Here is a 24,180-nt window from a genome sequence, read left to right on the forward strand (position 1 = left end):
GTCCGGTGGCGGTCAGGGGTGCCGGTGTGCGGCCGGGGCGGGCGCGGGCACCGCGAACCATTCTAGGAGGACGGTCCGACAGATCTCAGACCCGTCCACCTGATCCCCTCACCCGATAGCCTGACCGGGACAGTGCCCCACGCCCCCGAGGAGGCCAGCATGTCCCAGACCGTGAAGGGCGTCATCGCCCGCGCAGCCGAGCAGCCCGCCGAGCTCGTCGACATCATCATCCCCGATCCGGGGCCGAATGACGTCGTCGTCGATATCGACGCCTGCGGCGTCTGCCACACTGACCTCGCCTACCGCGACGGTGGTATCACCGATGACTTCCCGTTCTTGCTGGGCCATGAGGCCGCAGGGCATGTCAGCGCCGTCGGCGAGGACGTCACCCACGTCGAGGTCGGCGACTACGTGATTCTGAACTGGCGCGCCGTGTGCGGCCAGTGCCGAGCCTGCCGCAAGGGTGTTTCGCAGTACTGCTTCGCCACCCACAACGCCTCGCAGAAGATGACCCTGACCGACGGCACCGAGCTCGAGCCCGCCCTCGGCATCGGCGCCTTCGCCGAAAAAACCCTGGTCCACGAGATGCAGTGCACCAAAGTCTCCGAAGACGCTCCCGCCGAGGTCGCAGGCCTGCTGGGCTGTGGCGTCATGGCGGGCATCGGCGCCGCCGTGAATACCGGCGAGGTGCAGCGAGGCGAGTCGGTTGCCGTGATCGGCCTGGGCGGCGTCGGCTGCGCGGCGATCGCCGGTGCGAAGCTCGCGGGCGCCACGACGATCATCGGCCTGGACATCGACGGAAAGAAGCTGGATGCCGCCACCGAGCTGGGCGCAACGCACACCGTGAACACAAAGGACCTCTCTCCCGAGCAGGTCGCGGAGAAGATCCAGGAGCTCACCGACGGGTTCGGCGCTGACGTGGTGATCGACGCGGTCGCTATTCCACCCACATACGAGGCCGCTTTCTACGGCCGCGACCTCGCTGGCCGTGTGGTCCTCGTCGGCGTTCCCCGCCCGGGAGTGGAACTGACCCTCCCGCTGCTGGATGTGTTCGGCCGCGGGGGCGCCCTGAAGTCCTCCTGGTACGGCGACTGCCTGCCCGAACGTGACTTCCCGTACCTGATCGACCTCTACCTGCAAGGACGGCTCCCCTTGGAACGCTTCGTCACCGGCCACACTGACCTCGACGGTGTGAACACAGCCCTCGACTCGCTGCACGACGGCGAGACCCTGCGCACCGTGGCGGTGATCGGCCGATGACCGCCCGTTTCGACCACGCGACCGCCTCCGGCACCTTCTCGCTCGATGGCGAAACCCACGAGGTGGAGAACAACATCTGGGTGCTCGGCGATGACGAGCAGTGTGTCGTCTTCGACGCCCCGCACGACGTGAAGGTCGTCCAGGACCTCGTGGGCGACCGTGAGTGCGTCGGCATCCTGCTCACCCACGCGCACGACGATCACGTCCGTTTCGCCCCGGAGCTCGCCGAGGCTCTCGACGCACCCTTGCTGCTGAACCCTGCCGACAAGGAGGTCTGGGCGCTCACCCACGGTGACCTGCCCTGGGATGGGGATGTTGCCGATTCCGACATGTTCTCTGTTGCAGGCGTCGACATCGAGGCGATCCACACGCCGGGTCACTCCCCAGGCTCGACCTGCTATTTCATCGAGGAGCTCGGGACGCTGGTCTCCGGCGACACCCTCTTCGAAGGCGGGCCGGGTGCGACGGGCCGTTCGTTCTCCTCACGGGAGACCATCGAACAGTCCGTGCGGGACCGCCTGTTCGTGCTCCCCGATGAGACCGTGGTGCACACGGGGCATGGCCCCTCGACCACGATCGGCGCAGAGAAGAAGGCGGCCGACGGCGACTAGCTGTGAGCCCACGCTGAGCTGCGAAGCGGCAGGCGGCGCATGAGGCGCGTGACGACGGTCTCGCCGCGATCGCACATCTGCCGACAGTTCTGAGCCCCGGACGACGCCCCGCAGGCGGCGTGGTCCGGGGCTCCGGTCATCCAGGGACTCGGCGCGGGGCGCGATCACCCACGAGACCGCGGCGCCACCGCACGATGCCAGCAGATCATCCCCAACGTCGCCCCACTGGTCATCCCTCCACATTCCCCGCGCGCCTTTCTCAGCTGCGAAGATCCTTCGGCCTGCTCGACCTCTGTCCACACCGCCGCCGTTTGTCGGAGGTAACCCATAGAGTCGGATCATCGAACAGAGATTCGATCTGGATCTGCCAGCGATGTCAGATCGAAGCGGTGATGTCGGAGGGAGGCAGCCATGGGTGACTGGAACGACGTGGCACACAGCGGGCGACAGGAGTCCGTGTTCACGCTGCTGTCGCCCACCGCCGACGCCGACCTCATCTCCGCGGCCCGCGCGCGCCTTGATGACCGTTCTCGCCGTCGGCGCGCCGGGGCGAAGACCCGCATGGAACGCACGTTGACCGGTATCGACGCGGCACAGACCGAGCGGATCAGCTTCCTGTGGGACCGCACCCGGGAGGACGCTCGACATGAGGCCGCACGTCTGACCACTCTCGCCAGCAGCGTCGCGCGCGCCGACGATCCGGACGCCGACCCCGACCGCCGACAGGCCGCTCTTCTGCAGGTCGCCGCAGCGATGCGCTGTACGCGCCAGCAGGCCGAGGCAGCCGTCCACAGGGCGCATCACGCCGTCGAGAACCTGCCGAGCACCCTCGAGCATCTCTCCAATGGTGAGCTGCCCACCTCCTGGTTCGACCGGCTCGTCCGCGCCACCCGCCCATTGGAAGACGCGGCGGCCCAGGAGGTCGATGCAGCGATCGCGGCGAGTGATCTCGAGGTCACGCCGGAATCCTTCGCCCGCCGCCTGAACCTTGTCGTCGCCCAGGTCCGTGCACGCACAGAACTGCCGGCCTGCTACCGCCCGGAGGCACGCCGACGCGTGGAGCTCGATGATCCGCGCCCGGACGGCACGGGCTGCCTGCGGATCATCGGGCCGATCCCGGAGATCCTGGGGCTTGCCCGCAGGCTCGACTCGGCCGCCCATGCCGTGCAGCACGCCCAGCGTCTGGCCTTGCACGACGGCACCGACGTGCCGGTGGACCCCCGCGGCGAAGTCGCCGCCTATGAGGAGCTGCCCACCCTCGCCCAGCTGCGCTATGACCTGCTGTACGGTGCCGTCCTCGACACCGGCGCCGTCACTGTTCCGCCGGCACGCTTCCGCATGAACGTGACGGTGCCGGCGCTGACGCTGCTCGGAGAGTCCGATGCCCCGGGCCTGCTCGACGGCCGCCACCCGATACCGGCCGAGATGGCCCGCGAGCTGGCTGGCACCGAGGAGACCTGGTTCCGTGTCCTCACCGATCCCGGCAGCGGCGAGTTCCTGCGTCTGCCGGCGGACCGCTACCGGCCCACCCCAGCGATGCTCGAGCACCTGCGGCTGCGCCACCCGGAATGCGCCGCCCCCGGCTGCTCACGGCCCACCAACTCCCCCGTCCTGTGCGACCACATCGAGGAGTTCGACCACGAGGATCCCGCCGCCGGTGGGTCCACCACCGTCGAGAACCTCCAGCTGCTGTGCCGTCAGCATCACAGGTTGAAGACCGCCGGGCTGCTGGAACCGATCCGCGATGAGGAGGATTCCTGCACCATCTGGGGGCTGCCGGACCTCGCGATCGCACTCCAGGAGGACGCCAAGGATCTCGCCACCGAACAGGTGGTCTGCGAGATGGAGGAGGCATGGGCGGCGTTCCTCGCCGCGGATCAGGCCCGGCGCGATGCCGCGAAGCGTCGCGCGCAGCTGCAGGCCGGGGAGATCGTCGAGGGCGAAAGCGTCATCGGCCCTGGCGGCGAGCCCGGATGGACGGTGCGGGCCGACGGGACGCTGCGGCCGCCCCTGCCCGAGGCACCTCCGCCACCGTTCTGACGTCGTGCAGACGCCTCGACGTCTGCGGTCGTTCCCGGTCCACTGACTGCTATCCTCGCCGGATGACCTTGAGCGGAGACTCCGAGGACCGATACTCTCCCCGCCGCGTGGCCGACGACCAGGAGATTCGAGACTGGCGGGAGCGACAAGCAGCCATCGGATCCGTGGTGGACGGGTTGAGTGCACAGGGCATCTGCTACCAGTGCGAGGAGCTGAGCACCGGAGAGATTCTCGGTGAGCAGGCGATCATCACCGAGGATGACCTGATTCGCGTGGTCCTGGCGAGCGACCCGCGGACGCCGGGGCACACGATCATCGTCTGGAAGCCTCACGCCCATGACTTCTCGGAGCTCGACGACGACTCGACGGCCAGGTTGTTCATCACCTGCCGAGATGTGGCCCGTGCCCTCAAGAACACGTTGGCAGGAGTCGAACGGGTGTATCAGGTGACCATGTGCGACGGTCCGATCAACCATCTCCACATCCAGTTGATCCCCCGCTACGCTCACACGCCGATCGGATCTCAGCGACTCGTCGATCCCAGGGGACCGCTTCTGGACGGGGACGCCATCGCGGAGCGTGTGCGGTCCGCGCTGTATGCCGCCTGACCCGGGCGGGGAAATCCGACACCGCCTGACCCGAGCGGGGAGATCCGACGCAGCTCCTCATGGACGACGCTTTCCCCACCAGCAGCGACCCCAGCGAGCCCGTGCGCCGGACCTACCGTGCGGCCGATTGAGCGACCCGATCCCCTGATCGGGTGGACCGAGCCTCGAGGGTCTTCCCCCGGAACGGTTCTACGACTCCACGGTGTCTCCGCCGCGCTGAATGTCTCCAGCAGCACGGGACTCCGTCTCTCCGCCGGGCCGGGCATTGATCGGGCCATCGGTGCCGCTATGGCTCGCACCATGAGCGCGGCCGCCCGTACCGCTGCCACGGCCGAGCCCCGCGAGATACGCGTTGTACGCAGCGAGCTCCGCTTCCCCGTCGCGGTCGGCTTTGCGGTCCCACTGCCGAGCTCGGCGATCTTCCGAGCGCGACCACTGGACGACGGCGAGCACGGCGTACAACACCGTCGGCACCTCGGAGACAGCCCACATGAACGAGCCGCCCGCGATCTGAATCCGTGTGAGCTGCTCGATCGAGTACATACCGAGCTCGAGATACCAGTCCTCGGCGATCAACCATGTGGCCGACACCAGAGCCACACCGAAGAACGCGTGGAACGTGAGCGTGACCAGAAGTGTGATGATCTTCAGCACCGGATTGATCGGCCGCGTCGACGGGTCGATACCGATGATCACCCAGGCGAACAAGTACCCCGACAGCAGGAAGTGCACCGTCATCAGCACATGCCCCAGGTGGTGATACATCGCCGCCTCGAACAGAGGCGTGAAGTAGAAGATCACCAACGAACCGGCGAAGAACACGCCCGCGAGCGGAGGCGAGGAGACGAAGCGTGCATACCCCGAGTGGAGGGCGGCCAGCACCCACTCACGAATCCCCCGAGAACCATCAGAGCGCGGCGGCATCGCGCGGGAGAGCAGCGTGACCGGCGCACCGAGCACCCACAGCGGCGGCACGATCATCATCATTGCCATGTGCTGCACCATGTGCGCATCGAACCGGAATCGCCCCCACGCCGCGACCCCACCGCACATCACCCATGTGAAAGCCAGGCACCCCAGCAGAAACGGTACGGTGCGTCGCAACGACCAGGCGTCCCCACGCCTGCGAAGCCGCACCACGCCCGCCACATAAAACCCGGCCATGGCCAGCGCAAGGGCGAAGGCTGCCCAGTCCATCTCGACGTCGACAAACAGTGACGCCACCGTGAACGTGTCCGACGGCGGCAGGAAACCGACGAGCGAGAGAGTGCGCAGGTCGCCGACCGCTGGCACCTCCTGCGGCACGGGCGGCGCGGAACGGGACAGCCCGATCGATGCTCCGATAGCGACCGCCATCAGTAGTCCCTCAGTGAGGGCGAGGTGCCGGAAACGAACCCGCTCTCCCAGCCGTTGACGCTGCGCGGCTCCAAGCCCTGCAAGCACCACAAGCAGCGCAGTCTTCACCAGAACGAGCCACCCGTAGGGACTCTGCACGAGAGCGCCCCAGCTGCCCACGCGGATCACAGCACTGACGACACCGCCGAAGGCCAGCGCCACCACGGCTGCAAGAGCCCATGCGGAAAAGCGGCGAATCGTCGTGGCGAGCACGGCATCGGAGGTGCGCGGTGTGATGAGGCCGATCACCAACAGTCCACCACCCCAGACCGCCACACCGAGCAGATGCAGCACCATGGCGTTGACGGCGTTGGTGTGATCGAGACTGGCGCCGGCATGCCCCGCGAAGCCCAGCAGAGCGGTGCCGATGCCAGCGAAGGCAAGGCCCCAGGCCACCAATACTGTGGATCGACCCAGCCCCATGAACAGTGCCGCGATCAGCGCCGCGACTGCGACGGCGGCGCGCAGGCGCCCGAGGTCTCCGGTGATCCCGACGCCCCATGGATCCAGACCGGAGCCCGAACCTGTGGCCTCGAGCCCCCCGAGCGGTATCAGCATGAGCGCGCAGACTGCCCAGAGCAACGCGCCGGCAGCGCCGATGCGTGCGGTGTATCGCCGCAGCGGGTCGAGCCTTGTCACCTCGCGTCGCGACGGCCCGGGCAAGAGCAACACCACGGTGCCTCCGGCACCGATCGCGAGCAACAGCCCCAGGTGGTGTAGCGCGGTGATGATGGGAGTGCCCCACGTGACGAGCGGTGAGGCGGGGACCAGCGTTGCGCCTGACAATGTGGCAGGCAGAGCGCCCGTCACGGTCAGGCCACCCAGCGCGGCGGCCACGGTCAGGGCGAGCAGGATGGCGGGGATTGCGGTGATGCGCGCACGGCCGGGGCTCGTCGGTGCGACGCCGCCCTGCGGTGCGCGTCCTGGAGTGGCCCGTGCAGCGGGGGCAGGCCCCACGCCCCGGTCGACTGGCGCACGGCCGGGGCTGTTCATCGCCCCTCCCCGTGATGGCCAGCCCGGGGCCGACGGCGCAGCGTCTCGAACAGGCAGACCGTTGCCGCCGTGTGCACGTTGAGGGATTCTGCACGGCCCACCAGAGGGATCCGTACCGCGAGCGGGGCGGCGGCGAGCGTATCCGCGTCCAGACCGTGGGCTTCATTGCCCATGATCCAGGCGATTCGCTCGGGCAGGTCCGAATCGTAAAGGTCGCGGTCGGCGTAGCCGCTGGTGGCGACCGCGGTGACGTGCTTCGCGGCGAGAGCGGTGAGCACCTGGTCGATGTGTGTGTCGAGCACAAGCGGAAGATGGAACACGCTGCCGACGCTCGCACGGATCACCTTCGGGGCGTACGGATCGGCGCAGGTCTTTGTGAGGATCACGGCGTCGGCGCCGGCCGCGTCGGCGGTGCGAATCAGGGTGCCAACGTTGCCGGGGTCGCGCACCTCGTGGAGCACGAGCAGCGTGAGCGGGACGTCGGTGGAAACCAGATTCGTACGGCCGCGAGAGACCGCCGGCCTCCCGCCGTCGTCCGGGACCACGTGCCCCATACCGCCCAGCACCGCATCGAGCGAGGCACTCGCGGGCTGGTGTGCGATGGCGACGACGCCCTGCGGGCTAACCAGCGCCCCCCCGGTGCCGGCTTCACGGACCATCGCCGCGAGGATCCGCTCGTCCGTCGGACGTACTGGCACGTTCGCTGTGCGGGCGAGGTCGGCGAGCTCGGGATGCTGGGCGTCGGCTTTCGCGGTGAGATGCAGTTCGAGGGTGTCGCCTGAGCGCTCGGTGAGCAGGGAGCGGACCGCCTGCGGGCCTTCCACGCGGATGCGCCCCTGCTTGCGACGTGCCGAACGCCCGGCCAGTGCCGCGATCCGACGCACCCGCTCGGAGCGGGGCGAGGTGATCGGGGACTGGTCCGGGCGTTCGGGGAGCGTGTTCATCGCGTCAGCGGCGCGATGATCAGGCTGCGGGCGCGTTGACGTCCTTGGGCAGGGCGTTCTTCGCGACCTCGACGAGCGCGGCAAAAGCCGGGGCGTCGTTGACGGCGAGTTCGGCGAGCATGCGACGGTCGACCTCGACACCCGCCAGGCCGAGGCCCTGAATGAAGCGGTTGTAGGTCATGCCGTTGGCGCGGGCCGCGGCGTTGATGCGCTGGATCCAGAGACGACGGAAGTCGCTCTTGCGGACCTTGCGGTCGCGGTAGTTGTAGGTGGCCGAGTGGAGCACCTGCTCCTTGGCTTTGCGGTACAGGCGCGAGCGCTGGCCGCGGTAGCCGCTGGCCTGCTCGAGGATCTCCCGACGCTTCTTCTGGGCGTTGACCGCCCGCTTCACGCGTGCCACGTGATTCTCCTTCGCTGGTTCGAGTTCAGAGGTGCGGGAACTCCGATCCCGCGGGAGGGGCTCAGCGGCCCAGGAGTCGCTTCATCCGCTTGACGTCGGCCTTCGCAACGTCCGTGTCGCTGCCCAGGCGGCGCTTGCGGGTGGAGGACTTGTGCTCCAGGAGGTGGCGAGCGTTCGCCTTCTCCCGCATGAGCTTGCCCGAACCGGTCACGCGGACGCGCTTCTTCGTGCCCGAGTGGGTCTTGTTCTTCGGCATTGCCTGTTCTCCTTCGTGCAGTATCAGGACGCGTCGTCGCTGTTCGCGGCGGCGTCCTTGCCGCGCTGGGCGGCTTTCTCGGCATCGGACTTGCGCTTGCGCGCTTCGGCCTTGGCCTGGGCCTTCTTCTTGTGAGGACCGAGCACCATCACCATGGTGCGCCCGTCCTGACGGGGGTGGGACTCCACGAAACCGAGCTCGGCGACGTCCTCCGCCATGCGGCCCAGCAGTCGGGTGCCCAGCTCGGGGCGGGACTGCTCGCGACCGCGGAAACGCACCATGACCTTGACCTTGTCGCCGCCGGCAAGGAACTTCTCCACGTTGCGGCGCTTGGTCTCGTAGTCGTGCTTGTCGATCTTCAGGCCCATCCGGATCTCCTTCTGAACCGTATTGGCCTGGTTCTTCCGGGACTCGCGGGCCTTGAGGTTGGCCTCGTACTTGTACTTGCCGTAGTCCATGAGACGCGCGACGGGAGGGTTCGCACCGGGGGCGACCTCGACCAGGTCGAGATCCGCTTCCTGGGCGAGCCGAAGGGCGTCCTCGACACGGACCACGCCGACCTGTTCGCCGGCGGGCCCGACCAGAAGGACCTTCGGCACCCTGATCTGTCCGTTGATGCGCTGTTCGCTGATGGTGGCTCCTCACCTCGTTCGTGGTGAACATGACGAAGGCCTCCGCTCATGCGGAGGCCCTTGATACACGCGCGGGGCGCGAATGCGCCCGGGGCGAGACGCTGCTCGCCCGTCGGCGGTACTGACCCGGCAACTCATCGGCGCTCTCTGTGCTGGGAATCTCCGCAGAGATTCTGCAGGGCGAAGGCCGCGTCACAAGGTGGGAGAGGGGCTCCACTTCACGAAGGAACGACATGTTCCGGTCGATTATCCTACCAGGAGCAAGCAGGCCCAGCGCGTGATGTGTGTCGCTCATCGACAGTGCGCGCGGGCGGTGCAAACACGGCAGTGCGAACTGATGGCGCGTACGGACAGTTGGAACCAGCTATACGACGGACATGCCGACCGTGATCCGGTGGAGTCGAGGAGCAGACGGTCATGAACCAAGTCGATCCCCGCGCGAACATGGGCACACGCGCCGCCGAGCAGGGCCCCAGCGTGGACGGGCACGCCGACGACACCGGTGAACGCGCTGAGCGGAGCACCATCGCATCTGCGTCCTCGCAGCAGGATGATATGGAGACCAGCACGCACAATGCGAAGACCGGTTCACACGAGGCCGAAACGAGCCTCAAGCCCACTGGGCTCCACACGGCGATGCGTGGCGGGACCGCGCCCCGTGCGGTGCTGCGCCCGCTGCCGCCCGGTTACCCGCAGCCGCCCCGACCGACGAAGCCGAACCGCGCCCCGGCACGGCCGGATGCGTCACCTCCCGCGCCGAGGCCTCGGATTCGCGGGAGTGTGTTGCTCGTGCTCGTGCTCGCCGGTGCCCTCGTGGTGGCGGCGACAATCGTCGGCGGCGTGTACGGCATCCAGGCGTTGCGTGGCCCGAGTGGCGGTCCCGCCCCATCGGGCTCGCCCTCAAGCGCGGCGCCATCCGATCCGACCCCGTCGGGAGCTGCAGCCCGTGGCGTCGAGATCGGCAAGGTCCATGTCGCCGAGGTCTCCGTGGAGACCGGTATCGATAATCTCGCAGGCCACTCCCCCACAGGCCAGTTTGTCGTGGTGACGATGGAGATCACGAACAGCTCGCTGGGGGCGATCATCGTCAACGACCCATTCACGCTGGTCACAAGCGACGGGGAACGCATAAGCCCCGACGCACAGGCGACCAAGGCAAAGACCAGCGGGAAGCTGCCCCCGTCCCTCATGGAGAAGGGGCAATCAGCACAACACGTCCTGGTGTTCGACATTCCAGCCAATGCCTCCGCAGTGGCCATGAACGTGGATCTCAGCCAGAACGGCTCTGACTGGACCGGCACGGTGAGTCTGTCCTGAGCGTGCGACATGCCATCGGCGGTAGCCTGCCGTGGCCGGTTCCACCGCACGACCGCCGTGACTGACAGATCCGGTGCACGACCACCGGCAGTGCATGACGACACAGACTGCATGACCAACCGCGCAAGGAGCATCGTGACCCCCGACCTCTCCCCTCACCCGTCGTCCCCTGATGGCGAGTTCTCCGCGTCCGACAGCGAATCCCCCGCGGCTCAGAGCACGTCCCCCGCGCCTGAGGGGGACGCCTTCGCAGCAGATGCCTCCCGCGATATCGCCGACGTCTCCGCCGTCGAGATCATCACCACCGCCACGGTGCACCTCATGAGCGCTGCCGCGGTGAAGATCGGGCTGGCCGAAGACGAGGACACCGGCCACTATCAGGATCTGGCTGAGGCGCGGAAGCTCATTACCGCGCTCGCGGGCCTGGTCACGGCGGCGTCGCCCGAGATCGGCGGCGACCACGCGCGGTCTCTGCGGGACGGGCTGCGCACCCTGCAGCTCGCTTTCGCGGAAGCGCTGCCGTTCCCCGACGAGCCCGGTGAGGGCCCCGGGGAGAAATGGACCGGGCGGGTCAGCTGATCGGCAGCTCAGGCGAAGCGCAGCCGCAGCTCGCGCAGTCGGCGCTGACGACGGATCTGCCGCGCTATCAGGCCGATGAGCGCCACGACGATCGCCGCGATGGCCGCAAGCGCCACACCCCACGTGGCGCCACGCGCGTCGATCACCGCCCCGAACAGCGGCGACCCGATTGCGGCTCCCACCGTCATCGCGCTGCCGTGCCACCCCATGGCTTCCCCGCGCACCTCCTCAGGCACGCGCTGCGAGATCGCCTCGCCGGTGGATGTGATCAGTGGCGCGAGCCCGAGCCCTGCAAGAAACACCGCCACGAGCAGCAGCGGCAGGGTGGAGGCGAAGGCCACCGGCATGGTGAGCACACCGAGCCCAAGAAGCACCCACAGCGGGCCTATCGTGCGGCTCGCGGCGCCATAGGCGAACCCTCCCACCAGCGACCCGAAGCACCACACGCTCATCGCGACGGCGATCGCGGCGCCCGTGCCAGCACTCTCGAGGATCGCCACGATCGACATGTCGGTGGCCATGATGGTGCCGTTGCCCACTGCTGTGGCAAGCAGCAGGGTCAGTCCGCCAGCGGTGAGCAGTGCGCCTCGGGCAGACGGAGCGCGGCCGGTGAGCATCTCCTCGGTCACCACCGGGATCTGGCCGGTGGTGAGGTCTTCAGCGACCTTCGCCTCAAGAATCACTTTCTTCTGTGCGAGCGCAGCGTTCTCACTGGCCTCGAGAGGCGCAGGCAGGCGCGTGGGCAGCATGACCTGGGAGGAGCGTGTCGGCGGGTTAGCGATCATGAGGCCGACGCCCGCGGCCACGACAAGCGCCGCGACAATCAGCAGCGTCTCCTGGGTACCGATTCGCATCGCCACGATCGTCGCGGCTGCGGGGCCAGCCATGAACACGACCTCGGTGAACACCGCGTCGAGGCTGAAGGCACTGCGGCGCAGGGTGGCCGGGACGATCACCGACAGGCTCGTGCGCACGATCGTCCACACCGGGATGGAGAACAATCCGCCCAGGAACGCTAAAGCCACCAGCAGTTCGTAGCCAGCGAAGGCGGCGCCGACCAGGGCGAGCGGTTCGATGATGAGAGACGGCACCAGCGCGCGTCGCAGACCGTGCCGGTCCACGAGGCGTCCACGCCACGGGGAGGAGATCGCGGTGCCGAGCGTGGAGGCAGTGACGATGAGCCCGGCTTCGAGGTAGCTCCGGCCCAGACCGAACACACAGTGCAGAGTCAGCAACAGGCCGAGTGTCGAGAACGGGATGCGAGCCAGGAGACCCAGGATGAGCACTCCGAGCGCTCCGGGGGCTGCGAGCACCTGACGGTAGACCTTCACCGCTGACCTGCGACCTTCTTCTCACACTCCTGACCTGGCATGACCGGTGCGAAGCGGGGACGTCAGCTACCGAGCACCAGCCTCAGCGAGGATACCCGCTCGGCGACGATCTGCTCGGCGGCGAGGCGGGCGGAGACGTCGCGGATCACGCGTTGCAGCTGTTCATGGGTGAGGCCAGCCGGAAGTGTGAGATGCAGGTCAACTTCGGTGCGCTCTCCTGCGGCGGCACGCAAGCCGAGCACCGGCTCGACAGCGTCGGCGATCGCATCGAGCGTTCGCGCAAGCTCAGGATCCTCATGGGGAGGAATCCAGTCGCGCCCCTGTGCGAGCGCCCACAGTACAGAGCGCGGCAGCAGCATCCCGGAATCCGGTCCGGGGTTCAGCAGCAGGGCGGTGCAGCCCTCCTGCACGGCAGCCTGCGCAGCTTGTGGGGCGATGACGGGAACGGGGCGTGCTTCAGCGCGCCAGGCTGTCAGAGCCGTGATGCTGCTGAACACCGGTAGGGTGCGCGACCCGTCGGGGGTGGTCAGGGAGACCATCGCCATGTCGGCACCGTTGTCGCCAGTCAGGCCGTGGGCAGTGGTACCAGTCTCGGTGGCGACTGCCATGATCGGCACCAGCACGCGGGATGCAGACAGTGCGGCGACGACGCCTTGCCGGTGCGGATCGTGGCCATCGTGGTACGCCTGCAGAGCGGCGGCGAGCCGCGGTGGCGTCTCACCGTGGTCCTCCGGGAAGGGGCTTGGGGCGTAGTCGCGTCCCGCCCATGGCACGCCGGCGGTGTCGGTCAGCGGTGACTTCTCGCGGAAGTGGGCGGGCAGGGTGCGACGGGCACGGTCCGCGCCGTCGGGCTGCTGCGCCATCACGGGCGGCCGGCGATGTCGAGCGCTTCGGCGAGCGTGAAGTTGCCGGCGTACAGCGCCTTGCCGACGATCGCGCCTTCCACACCGTCGGCCACCAGGCCGCGCAACGCCTCAAGGTCGGCGAGCGAGGAGACGCCGCCGGAAGCGATCACGGGGGCGTCGGTGCGGGCGCAGACCTCACGCAGAAGGTCGAGGTTCGGCCCGCGCAGGGTGCCGTCCTTGGTGACGTCGGTGACGACGTACCGGCTGCAGCCGGCGGCGTCCAGGCGCTCGAGGGTCTCCCACAGGTCGCCGCCCTCGCGGGTCCAGCCGCGCGCGGCAAGAGTGTGGCCGCGAACGTCGAGGCCAACAGCAATGCGGTCGCCGTGCTCGGCGATCACCTCGGCGGTCCATTCAGGGTTCTCGAGCGCCGCGGTGCCCAGGTTCACGCGGCGGCAGCCGGTGGCAAGTGCCGCGGCAAGCGACTCATCATCGCGGATACCACCGGAAAGCTCGACCTGCATGTCCACGGCGGCAACCACCTCGGCGAGCAGATCGGCGTTGGAGCCGCGGCCGAAGGCGGCGTCGAGGTCCACCAGGTGCAGCCAGCGCGCGCCGCCACGCTGGAAGGTGAGCGCGGCCTCGAGAGGCGCGCCATAGGTAGTCTCGGAACCAGCCTCTCCCTGGACGAGGCGCACGGCCTGACCGTCCTGGACGTCGACGGCGGGCAGCAATTCGAGGGTGGGCGCAGAATCGGTCATGGGATCGCTCCAGAGGGGTGAGTGCGAACGGGGAGTGCGTGGATGGTGGGGCCGACGCCGGTGGAGTGACTATCGGTGGCGGGCGCCGTCACCCTCCGTACTGGATCCGCCAGACGGAAACGACCAGGCAGAGCAGGCCTGCGAGCAGCAACGCGATACGGGACCACCACGGCTTATGGCTGCGGTGGAAGGACCAGGCGCCACCGATCAGCATGCCACCGGCGAACAGCATGATGAATGCGAGGATCATGCGGCGAGCTCCGGGAGGGTATCGAGCCAGTTGCGCAGCAGGCGAAGGCCGGCCTGACCGGACTTCTCGGGGTGGAACTGGGTAGCGGTGAGCGCGCCGTTCTCCACGGCTGCGATGAAGCGGTCACCGCCGTGCTTGGACCAGGTGATCAGCGGTTCGGCCAGGGGCGCGAGGGGCTGGAGGTCCCAGCTGCGGGCAGCGTAGGAGTGGACGAAGTAGAAGCGTTCGGCCCCGATCCCGGTGAACAGGCGAGATCCCTCGGGCACATCGACGGTGTTCCACCCCATATGCGGTACCACCTCGGCGTCAAGACGCGTGATCTCCCCGGGCCACTGGCCCAGGCCCTTCACGCGTTGGCCGTGCTCGGTACCGTACTCGAACAGCACCTGGAGGCCGACGCAGATGCCCAGCACAGGGCGGCCGCCCGCGAGGCGTTGCTCGATCAGCCGGTCACCGCCGACGGCGCGGATCTGGTGCATGGTGGCGGCGAAGGCGCCGACGCCGGGAACCACGAGCCCATCGGCGGCGAGTGCAGCGGAATGATCAGCGGTGAGCTCCACCTGGGCGCCGGCAGCCTCGAGGGCGCGCACGGCGGAGCGGACATTCCCGGAGCCGTGGTCGAGGACGACGACGCGGCTCACCACCGTCGTTTCCGTCCCTGTGCGATCCACTGCAGGGCCTGGGTGCGGGTAATGGATGAGGGGTCGATTCCCTCCCCCAGCTCGTCAAGCGAGAGGCCGCCCAGCAGAAGCTGCTCGACAGTGTCCGCGAGCCCACCGAGCACGAGCGCAGGCGAGATCTCCTCGCCACGCTCACCGTTGCGGTAGCGGGTCGCCGTCATCCGGTCGCCGCGGCGCCAGAACAGCACCACGCCATTGCGCTGCAGTGCTGTCGAGACGATGGCGGCGAGGTCATGGGCTTGCGGTTCGCGCAGGTCGCCGACGGCGAGCGCACCCGATTCGGCGTCGACCACGCGGGCTCCGACGGGTATGTCGATGCCGTCGGTGCGGGCTTCGCGACCCAGTCGGATAGCGCCGGCGAGAGCGCGCGACACCGCCACCGAGGTCGCGACCACGGCGATGCACGGTTCGTCGTCCTCCTGGGCGTCAGCCAGGACGTCGTCGACCGTCAGCGGGGTGTCATCGAAGGACAGGCCTTCGGTGAGGCGGGCGAACTCGGCGTCGATCGCGTCGGCATTGCCGGAGCCGGTGGCGTCGGGGCCGCCGCCATGGGGCCGGTCAGCGCCATGGGGGCCGTCCGGGCGCATGGGGTCGGGTTCGTCGCGGGGGTCGATGGTGCTCACAGTGCTCCCTTCGTGGAGGGGACGTCCACAACGCGGTCATCGCGTGCGCAGGCGGCGCGCAGTGCCCGGGCGAGGGCCTTGAATTGGGCCTCGACGATGTGGTGGGGGTCGCGGCCAGCGAGCACACGAATGTGCAGGCAGATCGCGGCATGGTGCGCCAGGGATTCCATCACGTGGCGGGTGAGGGAACCTGTGAAGTGGCCGCCGATCAGGTGGAGAGCCTGGGCGTCGCTCTCTCCGGTGTGCACGCAGTAGGGGCGGCCAGACAGGTCCACGACTGCCTGGGCAAGTGCCTCGTCGAGCGGGACCAGGGCGTCGCCGAAGCGGGCGATGCCACGCTTATCGCCCAGCGCCTCACGCAGGCATTGGCCGAGCACGATCGCGGTGTCCTCCACGGTGTGGTGGACGTCCACGTGCGTGTCGCCCTCGGCGCGGATGGTCAGGTCGAAGCGAGCGTGAGTGCCCAGTGCCGTGAGCATGTGGTCATAGAACGGCACGCCGGTCGAGATGTCGCAGATGCCGGTGCCATCGAGGTTCAGCGCAACCTCGACCCTGGATTCCTTGGTGGCGCGGCTGATCACGGCAGTGCGCGCAGGAGGGGCGACGGGTGTATCGGGGGTGGTCATCGGGGGTCGGCCTCCTCAAGGGCGGTGCGGAATGCGGAGTTGTCCTCGGGTGTGCCGACGCTGACGCGTAGCCAGCCGGCTGGGCCGACTGCACGGATCAGCACGTCGCGGGCCAGGAGAGCCTCGAAGACGTCTTCGCGGTCGGCGAAGGAGCGGAAGAGGACGAAGTTGGCGTCCGAGGGGGCGACCTGGTGGCCGCGCTCGCTGAGATGGGTGGCCAGGGCGTCGCGTTCGCGGCGCAACAGGGCGACGGTGCCCAGCAGTTCCTCGCGGTGGGCAAGAGCGGTGCTGGCCACAGCCTGGGTAATAGCGGAGAGATGGTAGGGCAGGCGGACCACGCGCACGGCGTCGACGATCGCGGGGTGGGCGATGAGGTAGCCGAGCCGGGCTCCGGCCAGGGCGAAGGCTTTGGACATGGTGCGGGTGACCACGACGTTCGGGTGGTCATCGAGCAGCGTGAGGGCGCTGGGCACGCCGTCGCGGCGGAACTCTCCATAGGCCTCATCGACCACGAGCAGCCCGCGGCGGACAGCGAGCGCGGCAGCGGCTGCTCGCACGACAGTGAGATCGAGCGCGGTTCCGGTGGGATTGTTCGGCGATGTGAGGACGACGATCGTGGGCTCGTGCTCCTGGATCGCAGCGGTGACCATCTCTGCTGTGAGAGCGAAGTCGGGAGCCGGCCCCCGCTCGGCGGTCACCCAGGCGGTATACGTGTCGCGCGCGTACTCGGGGTACATCGAATAGTGGGGGCTGAAACCGAGTGCCGTGCGGCCGGGCCCTCCGTAGGCGAGTAGCAGCTGATGCATGACCTCATTGGATCCGTTGGCGGCCCAGACGGCTTCGGCCGGCGGGGCGGGGATCTGAGATTCAACGGCGAGGTACTCCCCCAGTCCGCGGCGCAGCTCCAGCGCCTCACGATCGGGGTAGCGGTTCAGCCCGACCGCTGCGGTCGCGACGGCCTGCCCGATCGCGGCAGCGAGCGCGGATGAGGGCCCGTACGGGTTCTCATTGACGTTCAGCGCATGGGCGACGGGCAGCTGCGGCGCGCCGTAGGGGTGCGTGCCGCGCAGGTCCTCGCGCACCTCCGGGAGGGTCGCGGACAGAGTGTCGGATGCGGCCTCGAGCATGGACCCATCGTAGGAGCACAGCCCGAGGGCCCGCGCGATCGTCCGGCCGGGGTCACACCACCTTCGTGCCAGGGGCGATCTCCCCCGCCGGTGCCAACAGGATCGAGGTGGACTCGTCATCGGTCTCGGCGCACAGCAGCATGCATTCACTACGCTGGCCGCGCATGCGCGCTGGCGCAAGGTTGACCAAGACGACAACGGGTCGGTCCTGAAGCTCTTCTGCGCTGTAGTGCGGCACCAAGGAGGTGACTGTCTGGCGTCGGCCCAGTTCGGGCCCCAGATCGACCTGGACGACGTAGAGGCGGTCAGCATCAGGGTGGACAGTGACCTCAGCGATCCGCCCGACTCGGATGTCGAGAGCAGCGAAATCCTGGTAGCTGATCGTGCCGGTGGATGTCATGGAGTTCTCCTGCAGGTCATGTCTCGGTGGCGGATCGTGGCGTGCGGGCCGTCACCTGGAGGGAGCACGACGGTGTTCAGTCTGCGGTGCTACGAGTCTCGAGGGCAGGCCTCAGCTCCTGCTCAGCGGCCTCCGGGTCACGTGCCCGCAAGTGGCGGATATAGCGGTTGTACCACCCGATCGCGAGCCCCATGAAGATGACGACACCACCGATGTTGTACACCAGCGTCATCCAGATCTCCTGGCCGAACGGCAGCGTTCCTGTGACGAAGACGAAGGCAAAGACCACGAGCATGAATGCGCTCATGATGAGGCCGAAGGTCCTGGAGCCGACCCGGAAGTCTCGCTGGACATGGTCGTACTTCCGACGCAGGACGAAGTAGGCCAGGTAAATGAACAGTGGTGGGAGCAGGGCGGTTGCCGCCGTCATGTTGATGACGATCTGCAGCAGGGAGTTGATATCGCCGGAGCCGAGGGCCGGGATGACGAGAATCGGGACCACGATCGCGTACTGCACCCATGCGGCACGCCACGGAATGCCGTTCGTGTTGAGCTCCACGAGCTTTCCACCGATGATCTCCTTCGGGATCTCGGAAAAGAAGACCTTCACGGGCGCCGCGGTCCACATAAGCAAAGAGCCGAGCGTGGCAGCCAGCATGACAACACCGACGAGCCTGTTCACGATGGCTTCAGCTAGACCGAAGTGGGCTCCGAGCCCGCCCATGGTCTGGAAGACGCCCGAGGAGTAGGTGAGCTCACCTTGCGGAATGAAGACGGTCATGAGGATCGACGAGGCCGAGTAAAGAAGCCCGATTCCGATCCCGGCGACCACGATGGTCCGGACGAAGGACTTCACGCCGCCCTTGAGGTCGTTGATGTAGACGCCGACAGACTCTGCACCGCCGACGCCCTGAATGATCCAGGCGAGCGTTCCGAAGAAGGCCCATGCCGTGGTAAAGGTGGCGAAGTTCGGGGTCATCGCGTCCATGGTGATGGCTGTAGCCGGCTCGAGTCCCCCGATCAGGGCGCCTGTCGTCAGCAGGATGAAGGCGACCGCCATGGCGAGCATGAGCGTGGACCCGATCGAGGTGATCGATCCGATCCAGCCTGCGCCTTGCGTAGACACCCATGTGGCCAGGGCGAAGATGATCAGCGACAGCACGGTGATCGTGGTCTGGGACAGCGTGTACTCGTACCCGAAGAAGGCGTACGAGGCGTAGACCAGGACCAGCGGCAGCAGCGAGGCGAAGTAGAACAGGTTCACGAACCAGTAGCAGAACGCGCCGAGGAAGGCCCACCGTCCACCCATGGATGCCTTGATCCACTGGTAGACGCCAGACTCGGAGTTCTTCGCAACGCCGACGAACTCCGCGATGATCAGCGTGAACGGCACGAAGTACAGCAGGGTGGCGAAGAAGAATGAGGGGACCGAGGCGAGACCGATCGCCACGTTGTTGTTGACGACGTTGCGGAAGTTGAATACCGCGGCGATCGTCATCGCAAGGAGCGCGTAGGTTCCGATCTTCGCGCGGTTGATTCCGGGCGAGGCCGTCGACGCTTCGCCGGAGAGGTCCTGTGTGGACATGGTTGTCTCCTGATGACGGGAAGAGTCTGAACGACTCACTTGTTGTGGAATGTTGCGGCTTCGACGGTCAGCCGTACCAGGCCCAGGACGGGTAGCGTGGACGCGCCGCGAATGGCTTCGTCGATGTCGAGAACGAGCACGTTGCCCGGCTCGAGCCGGATTGGGGTGCCGTCTCCACGAAACGTCTCGCGGTCGGTGAGGTCCGAGTAGTCGTCTCGAGGCTCGAGATCACGCTTCTGGGCGACCTCGAGGATGACGGTCTCCTCCAGAGCGAGGATCACGGAGCGATAGCGGCGATGCCCGGTGAAGTGGCTCGGCGAGGGGAACGGGGTGGCCGTGCGGACGTAGGTGAGGCTGTCCCCCAGAGAGCGACAGACATCCAGCGGGATCCGGGGCAGGCAGCGCAGTGCCTGCTCGCAGCGCTTCCAGCTGGTGCCTCTGGGCCGACGGGAGGCGAAGTCCTCGATATCGGTGTGGTGGTGCATGGGGTCTCCTGACAGCTCGGGCGATTCACGAATCAGCTACGGCGTGCGGGGATGCGGGCTCTCCGGCCTGCAGCGGAACTAGGCGGACGGCGTACTGGTACGGCTCGAACCGGACTCGGTGCGTGTCCAGCACTTCACTCCCCCAGGAGTTGGATCCCAGTCCGAGCACCCGATGATCGATGTTGACCGTGATGGCGTCCCGCTCGCGCGGCAGTTCATCGCGATGCGTGGCGTCGTCGATCTGGCGGGCGGTGTAGGGCCAGGCGCTCATGGTGAGCGGCTGATCGATCGCTTCGATGCGCACCCCGAATCCGTCCGGATCCTGCAGGGCGAACCACCGCACGTTCTCGCGCTTGCCGTAGTCCTGCGGAACCGCGTATGGCGTCTCCATGCCCAAGACCGAGTCTGTGAACTCGGCGAGGATCGTGGCTGCTCGGGAATCGTGGTAGTTCTCGCCCGGCCCGAGCCCCAGGTAGGTGACGTGCTCCAGTGTCGGGTCGAGGGTCATCTCCATCCCCTGCACGGGGATGATGTCTCGATACGGTCCTTCGGGCGTTCCAGTGGTGTCGATGGTGAGCGATCCATCGGAGTGGAACGTCCAGGTCTCCTCGAGAACCAAGCCCATCTCGAGGGTCGGGGGCGCAAGCCGTCTGTGAAGGCGCGCGATCACTGCGTCAGGAGTCTGTTCGATGCTCACCGATCGTTCAGCGAGCTGTGTGAGATGCAACAGGTGCGGGTTCCACAGGGCATCGAACTCCTGCTGATGGTTGTCGATCAGCGGGTGCCAGAGGTGCGGAACCGGGCCGCCGCGCAGAAGCTCGCGTCCTGCGACGCTCCAGCTCGTGAGCGCTCCGGTGACCGCGTCGAGGTGGAAGACAGAGTCGCCAGCGCTGATGGTCACGCAATCGCGTGACCTCTCGATCTGAGGTGCAGCGCCCGATACGGGCGTGGAGACCGGTGGCAGATCCGTGATGAGCCAGGGATCCACGACCGTGCCGGGAGCGAAAAGCTGGAAGAGACCGACGTGATGTCCAGCGCTGCTGAACGGGGTCTCGTCCCGGCGCAGAACACGGATCACGAGGCTGGTCTCAGGTGTCGGGGCGTTCGCGATCGCCGTGCGGATCGTCTCGGGAAATGCCAGGTCCGTACTCTCCTGCGGTGCGAGCACGGGGGCTGCGATCACCTCGCGCGTCTGGGTGCGGCCGTTCGTGAGCACCGCGAACTCAAGGTCGAAGCAGGAGGTGTCCGCGAACCAGAGTGCGGATCGGATCGTGGCGGCCGAGAGGTCGCCCTGGATGCGAACCGGGCTGATCACGTGGGCGTACTGGATGAGTCCGGAGCTCGGCTCCTGCCAGGGGAAGACCAGCCCGTCCATGCAGAAGTTCCCATTGTTGGGCTCGTCGCCGAAATCGCCTCCGTAGGCCCAGCGCTCGCGTCCGTCTGCCCCAGTCTGCTTGATGCCGTGGTCGCACCATTCCCACACGAAGTGGCCCTGGATGTGCTCGTGGGCTTCGAACACCTGCTGATATTCAGCCAGTCCGCCTGGTCCGTTGCCCATCGCATGGCCGTACTCGCAGTTGATGCGCGGTTTGTTGACGGGATGTTCCCCGAAATCGTTCATCTGGGAGACGCGCGAGTACATCGTCGAGATGATGTCGACGACCTCGGCATCACGGTCCTCTTCGTAGTGCACTGGCCGCGTGGGGTCGAGTTCCTTGGCGCGGCGGTACATGGCCGGGATGTTGCAGCCATACCCGGATTCATTGCCCAGCGACCACATGATGATGCTCGCGTGGTTACGTTGGGCCCGGACATGGCGGTCGATGCGATCGACGTACGCCGTCTCCCACTGGGGATCATCGGTCAGGGCTCCGATGCCCTTCTGCGTGGTGAAGAATCCGTGTGACTCCAGGTCGGTCTCCGCGACGACGAAGAGACCCAGCTCGTCGGTCATCTCGTAAAATCGCGGATCGTTCGGGTAGTGCGCGGTGCGCACAGCGTTGATGTTGTGCGCCTTCATCATCTCCAGGTCGCGCCGCACACGATCCATGCGGACGGCTCGGCCATGCACGTCGTCGTGATCGTGCCGGTTCACGCCGTGCATCATGAAGTACCGGCCGTTCAAGCGCAGCGTGCCGTCTTCGACGGTGATCTCGCGCAGTCCGATCCGCGGAGCCCTCACTTCGATGATGTTCCCCTGAGCGTCTCGGGCAGTCATGACCAGCGTGTGCAGCACAGGACTCTCCGGCGTCCAGGCGACGGGGTTCATGACCTCCAGTTCGCCGGCGGCATAGCCACGGGTCGTCTGCAGGGCGGCTGCGGCGATCTCCTGGCCGGCGGGATCCCGAAGTGACAAGTCGATGCAGGCAGCGTCGGATTCGATATCAACGTGGACGCGCGCCAGCTCGTCCGTCCAGCGGATCTGGTGGAACCAGTCCCTGATGCCCGCCTCGGGGCGATGGAACAGGTAGAGGTCACGGAAGATTCCGGAGGCCCACCACATGTCCTGGTCCTCGATGTACGTGGCGTCGCTGTACTGCGTCACCATGATCGAGATCAGATTGGTCCCCACCTGCACGACGTCCGTGACGTCATACTCGGCACGGAGCCGGGATCCTTTGCTCCATCCGACGAGCGAACCGTTGATGTGGACCTGCGCGAAGGATTCGGCTCCATCAAGCGCAAGCACCATACGGTACCCGGCCGGGATCTTGTCGAGGTCGACTGTACGCTGGTAGATCGCCGTGGGATTCAGCGTTGGTGCATGAGGTGGATCGATCGGGAACGGATACCCCTCATCCGTGTACGCCAGCGGGCCGTAGCCGTCGAGCTGCCAGAGGTGCGGCAGGTTCACCGTTGGCGATGTCTCATCATGGTGCTGGTGATCCTCCGGCAGGACGCGTCGCGGGTCATCCACGAGCCGCATGGTCCAGGGGCCGCTGAGCAAGTGGAATCCGAGCGACCTCTCGCGGTCGCCCGCGAGAGCCGCGCTCTCGTCGGCGAATCCAAAACCGTAGGCACGTCCTTGGAGACGGCCTTCACCAGTGCAGGTGTGGTCCTCCCAGGGATGGATGGGAGCAGTCATGTGAGGACTCCTTCGTTACTCGGCGGATGAACGCCGGTTCTCGTCTCGTGTGCCCCCAGACCCGGTGAGACGGACCCGGGCGATCGATGTGGCGGCTCGGACAGAAACTCAGCAGAACGGATGCAACACCCCCGATTGGAACCGGTTTCAGTTAGATCCTACACGCCGGTTACGATCGTGCGCGACCAAGGTCCCGGGTCATCTGCTAGCAGTGACCGCTCAGGCAGGGATGCCGAGCTAATTCACAAACACCATGTACGTTGACGAGTCAGTTGCCCACGCGTTCAGGAGGCCCAGACAGTGACGTCCCCATCGCACTCTTCCGCTCTGGGTGATCGTCGGACCATCGCCGACGTCGCCCGGGCCGCAGGCGTGTCGAAAGCGACGGTCTCGCGGGTGCTCAATGGATCGGACCTCGTCTCTGCGTCGACCCGAGAGCGCGTCGAACGAACAATCCGCGATCTGGGATTCGCGACGTCCTGGCAGGCACGCTCCCTTGCCCGCGGACGTTCGGAGTGCATCGGTGTCATCGTCTCGGAGCCGTTCGAAGACCTGTGGAGTGATCCGACGTTCACCGCGATCCTCCAGGGGATCTGGAAAGAGCTCGACGCCACGCCCTATGTCCCCCTGCTCATCCAGGTCAACGGACCCGCTCAACAGGCGAAAGTCCGGCATCTCATCGACCGCAGCTTCCTGGACGCAGCGATCCATGTCACGCCCTACGTGGACTTCGGGCTGCTCGAGGCGCTCCTGAACTCCGGCGTGCCGGCTGTTCTGTGCGGCCAGCCAGGGAAAACGCCGTGGCCAGCAGAGTTTGCGACCGTGTATGCCGATGACGTCATCGGAGCACGCCTGGCCGCTCAGCTCCTGCGTGATGCCGGGAGGAAGCACCCGGTTGCGATCCTCGGTCCTGAGGACAACCCTGCCTCGCGCGACCGCCTGAGCGGATACGCCGAGGTGTTCCCAGAGCTGACAGACACTCCGCGTCACCGTTTCACCGGATGGGATTTCTTCGCCGGAGCAACTGCAGCCGACGACCTGCTGGACCAGGTCAGCGATGTCGACTGCATCCTGTGCGCATCGGACCGTCAGGCCGTGGGCGCGCTCCAAGCGCTCGCACGGCGCGGACTCCAGGTCCCTGCAGACGTCTCGCTGGTCGGTTTCGATGACCATCCGTTCGCCGCTGAGGCCGCCGTTCCTCTCACCACGGTCGCCCAGCCGATGCAGCTGGAAGGCCGCACCGCAGTGGAGCTCGCCCTGGCGCTGATCAGTGGTAATGCACCGGAGCACCGGGTCTTGGACATGACCCTGATCCAGCGGCAGAGCGTGTGAGTCCGGAGTCCTTCGCGG

Annotated in this window: 24 protein-coding genes; 7 read left to right on the plus strand and 17 right to left on the minus strand. The window is 67.1% G+C overall.

The window, feature by feature from the left end; all coding sequences use genetic code 11:
• Positions 1–159: 159 nt before the first annotated feature.
• The 4 genes from C8271_RS10365 to C8271_RS10380 all read left to right on the plus strand — a co-directional run bounded on the left by C8271_RS10365 (position 160) and on the right by C8271_RS10380 (position 4,519).
• Positions 160–1,260, plus strand: a complete 1,101-nt coding sequence (locus tag C8271_RS10365) for an S-(hydroxymethyl)mycothiol dehydrogenase (protein ID WP_106507216.1) — start codon at positions 160–162, stop codon at positions 1,258–1,260.
• The gene (locus C8271_RS10370) at positions 1,257–1,871 is read left to right on the plus strand and encodes an MBL fold metallo-hydrolase (RefSeq protein WP_106507217.1); all 615 of its coding nucleotides are present in this window, start codon (positions 1,257–1,259) and stop codon (positions 1,869–1,871) included. The genes C8271_RS10365 and C8271_RS10370 overlap by 4 nt, the downstream gene beginning before the upstream one ends.
• A 411-nt stretch (positions 1,872–2,282) precedes the next feature.
• Positions 2,283–3,911, plus strand: coding sequence for an HNH endonuclease signature motif containing protein (locus C8271_RS10375; protein ID WP_106507218.1), 1,629 nt, complete (start codon positions 2,283–2,285; stop codon positions 3,909–3,911).
• A gap of 62 nt (positions 3,912–3,973) precedes the next feature.
• The gene (locus C8271_RS10380; RefSeq protein ID WP_170957860.1) at positions 3,974–4,519 is read left to right on the plus strand and encodes an HIT family protein; all 546 of its coding nucleotides are present in this window, start codon (positions 3,974–3,976) and stop codon (positions 4,517–4,519) included.
• A gap of 189 nt (positions 4,520–4,708) precedes the next feature.
• On the opposite strand, the gene C8271_RS10385 is transcribed toward C8271_RS10380, so the two are convergent.
• The 5 genes from C8271_RS10385 to infC all read right to left on the minus strand — a co-directional run bounded on the left by C8271_RS10385 (position 4,709) and on the right by infC (position 9,139).
• A complete protein-coding gene (locus tag C8271_RS10385; RefSeq protein ID WP_106507220.1) occupies positions 4,709–6,907 on the minus strand; it encodes a bifunctional copper resistance protein CopD/cytochrome c oxidase assembly protein in 2,199 nt (732 codons plus the stop codon).
• The gene (locus tag C8271_RS10390) at positions 6,904–7,851 is read right to left on the minus strand and encodes a TrmH family RNA methyltransferase (RefSeq protein WP_106507221.1); all 948 of its coding nucleotides are present in this window, start codon (positions 7,849–7,851) and stop codon (positions 6,904–6,906) included. Before C8271_RS10390 ends, C8271_RS10385 begins: the two co-directional genes overlap by 4 nt.
• A 19-nt stretch (positions 7,852–7,870) precedes the next feature.
• Positions 7,871–8,251 carry a 50S ribosomal protein L20 gene (gene rplT / locus C8271_RS10395; RefSeq protein ID WP_106507222.1) on the minus strand — a complete coding sequence of 127 codons (381 nt, stop codon included), beginning with the start codon at positions 8,249–8,251 and terminating at the stop codon, positions 7,871–7,873.
• Positions 8,252–8,312: 61 nt separating this feature from the next.
• On the minus strand, positions 8,313–8,507 hold the full coding sequence (rpmI, locus tag C8271_RS10400) for a 50S ribosomal protein L35 (RefSeq protein ID WP_106507223.1): 195 nt from the start codon (positions 8,505–8,507) through the stop codon (positions 8,313–8,315).
• Positions 8,508–8,530: 23 nt separating this feature from the next.
• Complete coding sequence (gene infC / locus C8271_RS10405; RefSeq protein ID WP_106507224.1) at positions 8,531–9,139, minus strand: translation initiation factor IF-3; 609 nt, start codon at positions 9,137–9,139, stop codon at positions 8,531–8,533.
• 417 nt (positions 9,140–9,556) lie between these two features.
• Between infC and C8271_RS10410 the strand changes: the two genes are divergently transcribed.
• Positions 9,557–10,456 carry a DUF4352 domain-containing protein gene (locus C8271_RS10410; protein ID WP_106507225.1) on the plus strand — a complete coding sequence of 300 codons (900 nt, stop codon included), beginning with the start codon at positions 9,557–9,559 and terminating at the stop codon, positions 10,454–10,456.
• Positions 10,457–10,588: 132 nt separating this feature from the next.
• A complete protein-coding gene (locus C8271_RS10415) occupies positions 10,589–11,035 on the plus strand; it encodes a DUF1844 domain-containing protein (RefSeq protein ID WP_425428211.1) in 447 nt (148 codons plus the stop codon).
• Positions 11,036–11,043: 8 nt separating this feature from the next.
• Here C8271_RS10415 and C8271_RS10420 read toward each other — a convergent pair whose 3' ends face one another.
• From C8271_RS10420 to C8271_RS10475, 12 genes are all read right to left on the minus strand, one after another.
• Positions 11,044–12,366, minus strand: a complete 1,323-nt coding sequence (locus tag C8271_RS10420; protein ID WP_106507226.1) for an MFS transporter — start codon at positions 12,364–12,366, stop codon at positions 11,044–11,046.
• A 62-nt stretch (positions 12,367–12,428) separates the two neighbouring features.
• Positions 12,429–13,229 (minus strand): SseB family protein, encoded by an 801-nt coding sequence (locus C8271_RS10425; RefSeq protein WP_106507227.1) that lies wholly within the window; start codon positions 13,227–13,229, stop codon positions 12,429–12,431.
• Positions 13,229–13,969 (minus strand): bifunctional 1-(5-phosphoribosyl)-5-((5-phosphoribosylamino)methylideneamino)imidazole-4-carboxamide isomerase/phosphoribosylanthranilate isomerase PriA, encoded by a 741-nt coding sequence (gene priA, locus C8271_RS10430; protein ID WP_106507228.1) that lies wholly within the window; start codon positions 13,967–13,969, stop codon positions 13,229–13,231. The genes C8271_RS10425 and priA overlap by 1 nt, the downstream gene beginning before the upstream one ends.
• An 88-nt stretch (positions 13,970–14,057) precedes the next feature.
• Positions 14,058–14,219 (minus strand): hypothetical protein, encoded by a 162-nt coding sequence (locus C8271_RS10435; protein ID WP_106507229.1) that lies wholly within the window; start codon positions 14,217–14,219, stop codon positions 14,058–14,060.
• Positions 14,216–14,860, minus strand: coding sequence for an imidazole glycerol phosphate synthase subunit HisH (gene hisH, locus C8271_RS10440; protein WP_106508026.1), 645 nt, complete (start codon positions 14,858–14,860; stop codon positions 14,216–14,218). Before hisH ends, C8271_RS10435 begins: the two co-directional genes overlap by 4 nt.
• Entirely contained in the window at positions 14,857–15,522 is a 666-nt protein-coding gene (locus C8271_RS10445; RefSeq protein ID WP_245921099.1) for a hypothetical protein, read from the minus strand. The genes hisH and C8271_RS10445 overlap by 4 nt, the downstream gene beginning before the upstream one ends.
• Entirely contained in the window at positions 15,519–16,148 is a 630-nt protein-coding gene (gene hisB / locus C8271_RS10450; RefSeq protein ID WP_106507230.1) for an imidazoleglycerol-phosphate dehydratase HisB, read from the minus strand. Before hisB ends, C8271_RS10445 begins: the two co-directional genes overlap by 4 nt.
• Positions 16,145–17,275, minus strand: coding sequence for a histidinol-phosphate transaminase (locus C8271_RS10455; protein ID WP_106507231.1), 1,131 nt, complete (start codon positions 17,273–17,275; stop codon positions 16,145–16,147). Before C8271_RS10455 ends, hisB begins: the two co-directional genes overlap by 4 nt.
• Before the next feature lie 52 nt (positions 17,276–17,327).
• Positions 17,328–17,675, minus strand: a complete 348-nt coding sequence (locus C8271_RS10460; RefSeq protein WP_106507232.1) for a tRNA-binding protein — start codon at positions 17,673–17,675, stop codon at positions 17,328–17,330.
• 76 nt (positions 17,676–17,751) lie between these two features.
• Positions 17,752–19,260, minus strand: coding sequence for an amino acid permease (locus tag C8271_RS10465; protein WP_106507233.1), 1,509 nt, complete (start codon positions 19,258–19,260; stop codon positions 17,752–17,754).
• Positions 19,261–19,295: 35 nt separating this feature from the next.
• Positions 19,296–19,745: a NanQ anomerase/TabA/YiaL family protein gene (locus C8271_RS10470; RefSeq protein ID WP_106507234.1), complete on the minus strand. Its 450-nt coding sequence runs from the start codon at positions 19,743–19,745 to the stop codon at positions 19,296–19,298.
• Positions 19,746–19,770: 25 nt separating this feature from the next.
• Positions 19,771–22,830, minus strand: coding sequence for a glycoside hydrolase family 2 TIM barrel-domain containing protein (locus C8271_RS10475; protein WP_106507235.1), 3,060 nt, complete (start codon positions 22,828–22,830; stop codon positions 19,771–19,773).
• Between the two features lie 300 nt (positions 22,831–23,130).
• Here C8271_RS10475 and C8271_RS10480 point away from each other — a divergent pair, with 300 nt between their 5' ends.
• Positions 23,131–24,162 (plus strand): LacI family DNA-binding transcriptional regulator, encoded by a 1,032-nt coding sequence (locus tag C8271_RS10480; protein WP_106507236.1) that lies wholly within the window; start codon positions 23,131–23,133, stop codon positions 24,160–24,162.
• Positions 24,163–24,180: the final 18 nt, after the last annotated feature.

The organism is Brachybacterium timonense (assembly GCF_900258505.1).
Taxonomy (GTDB): domain Bacteria; phylum Actinomycetota; class Actinomycetes; order Actinomycetales; family Dermabacteraceae; genus Brachybacterium; species Brachybacterium timonense.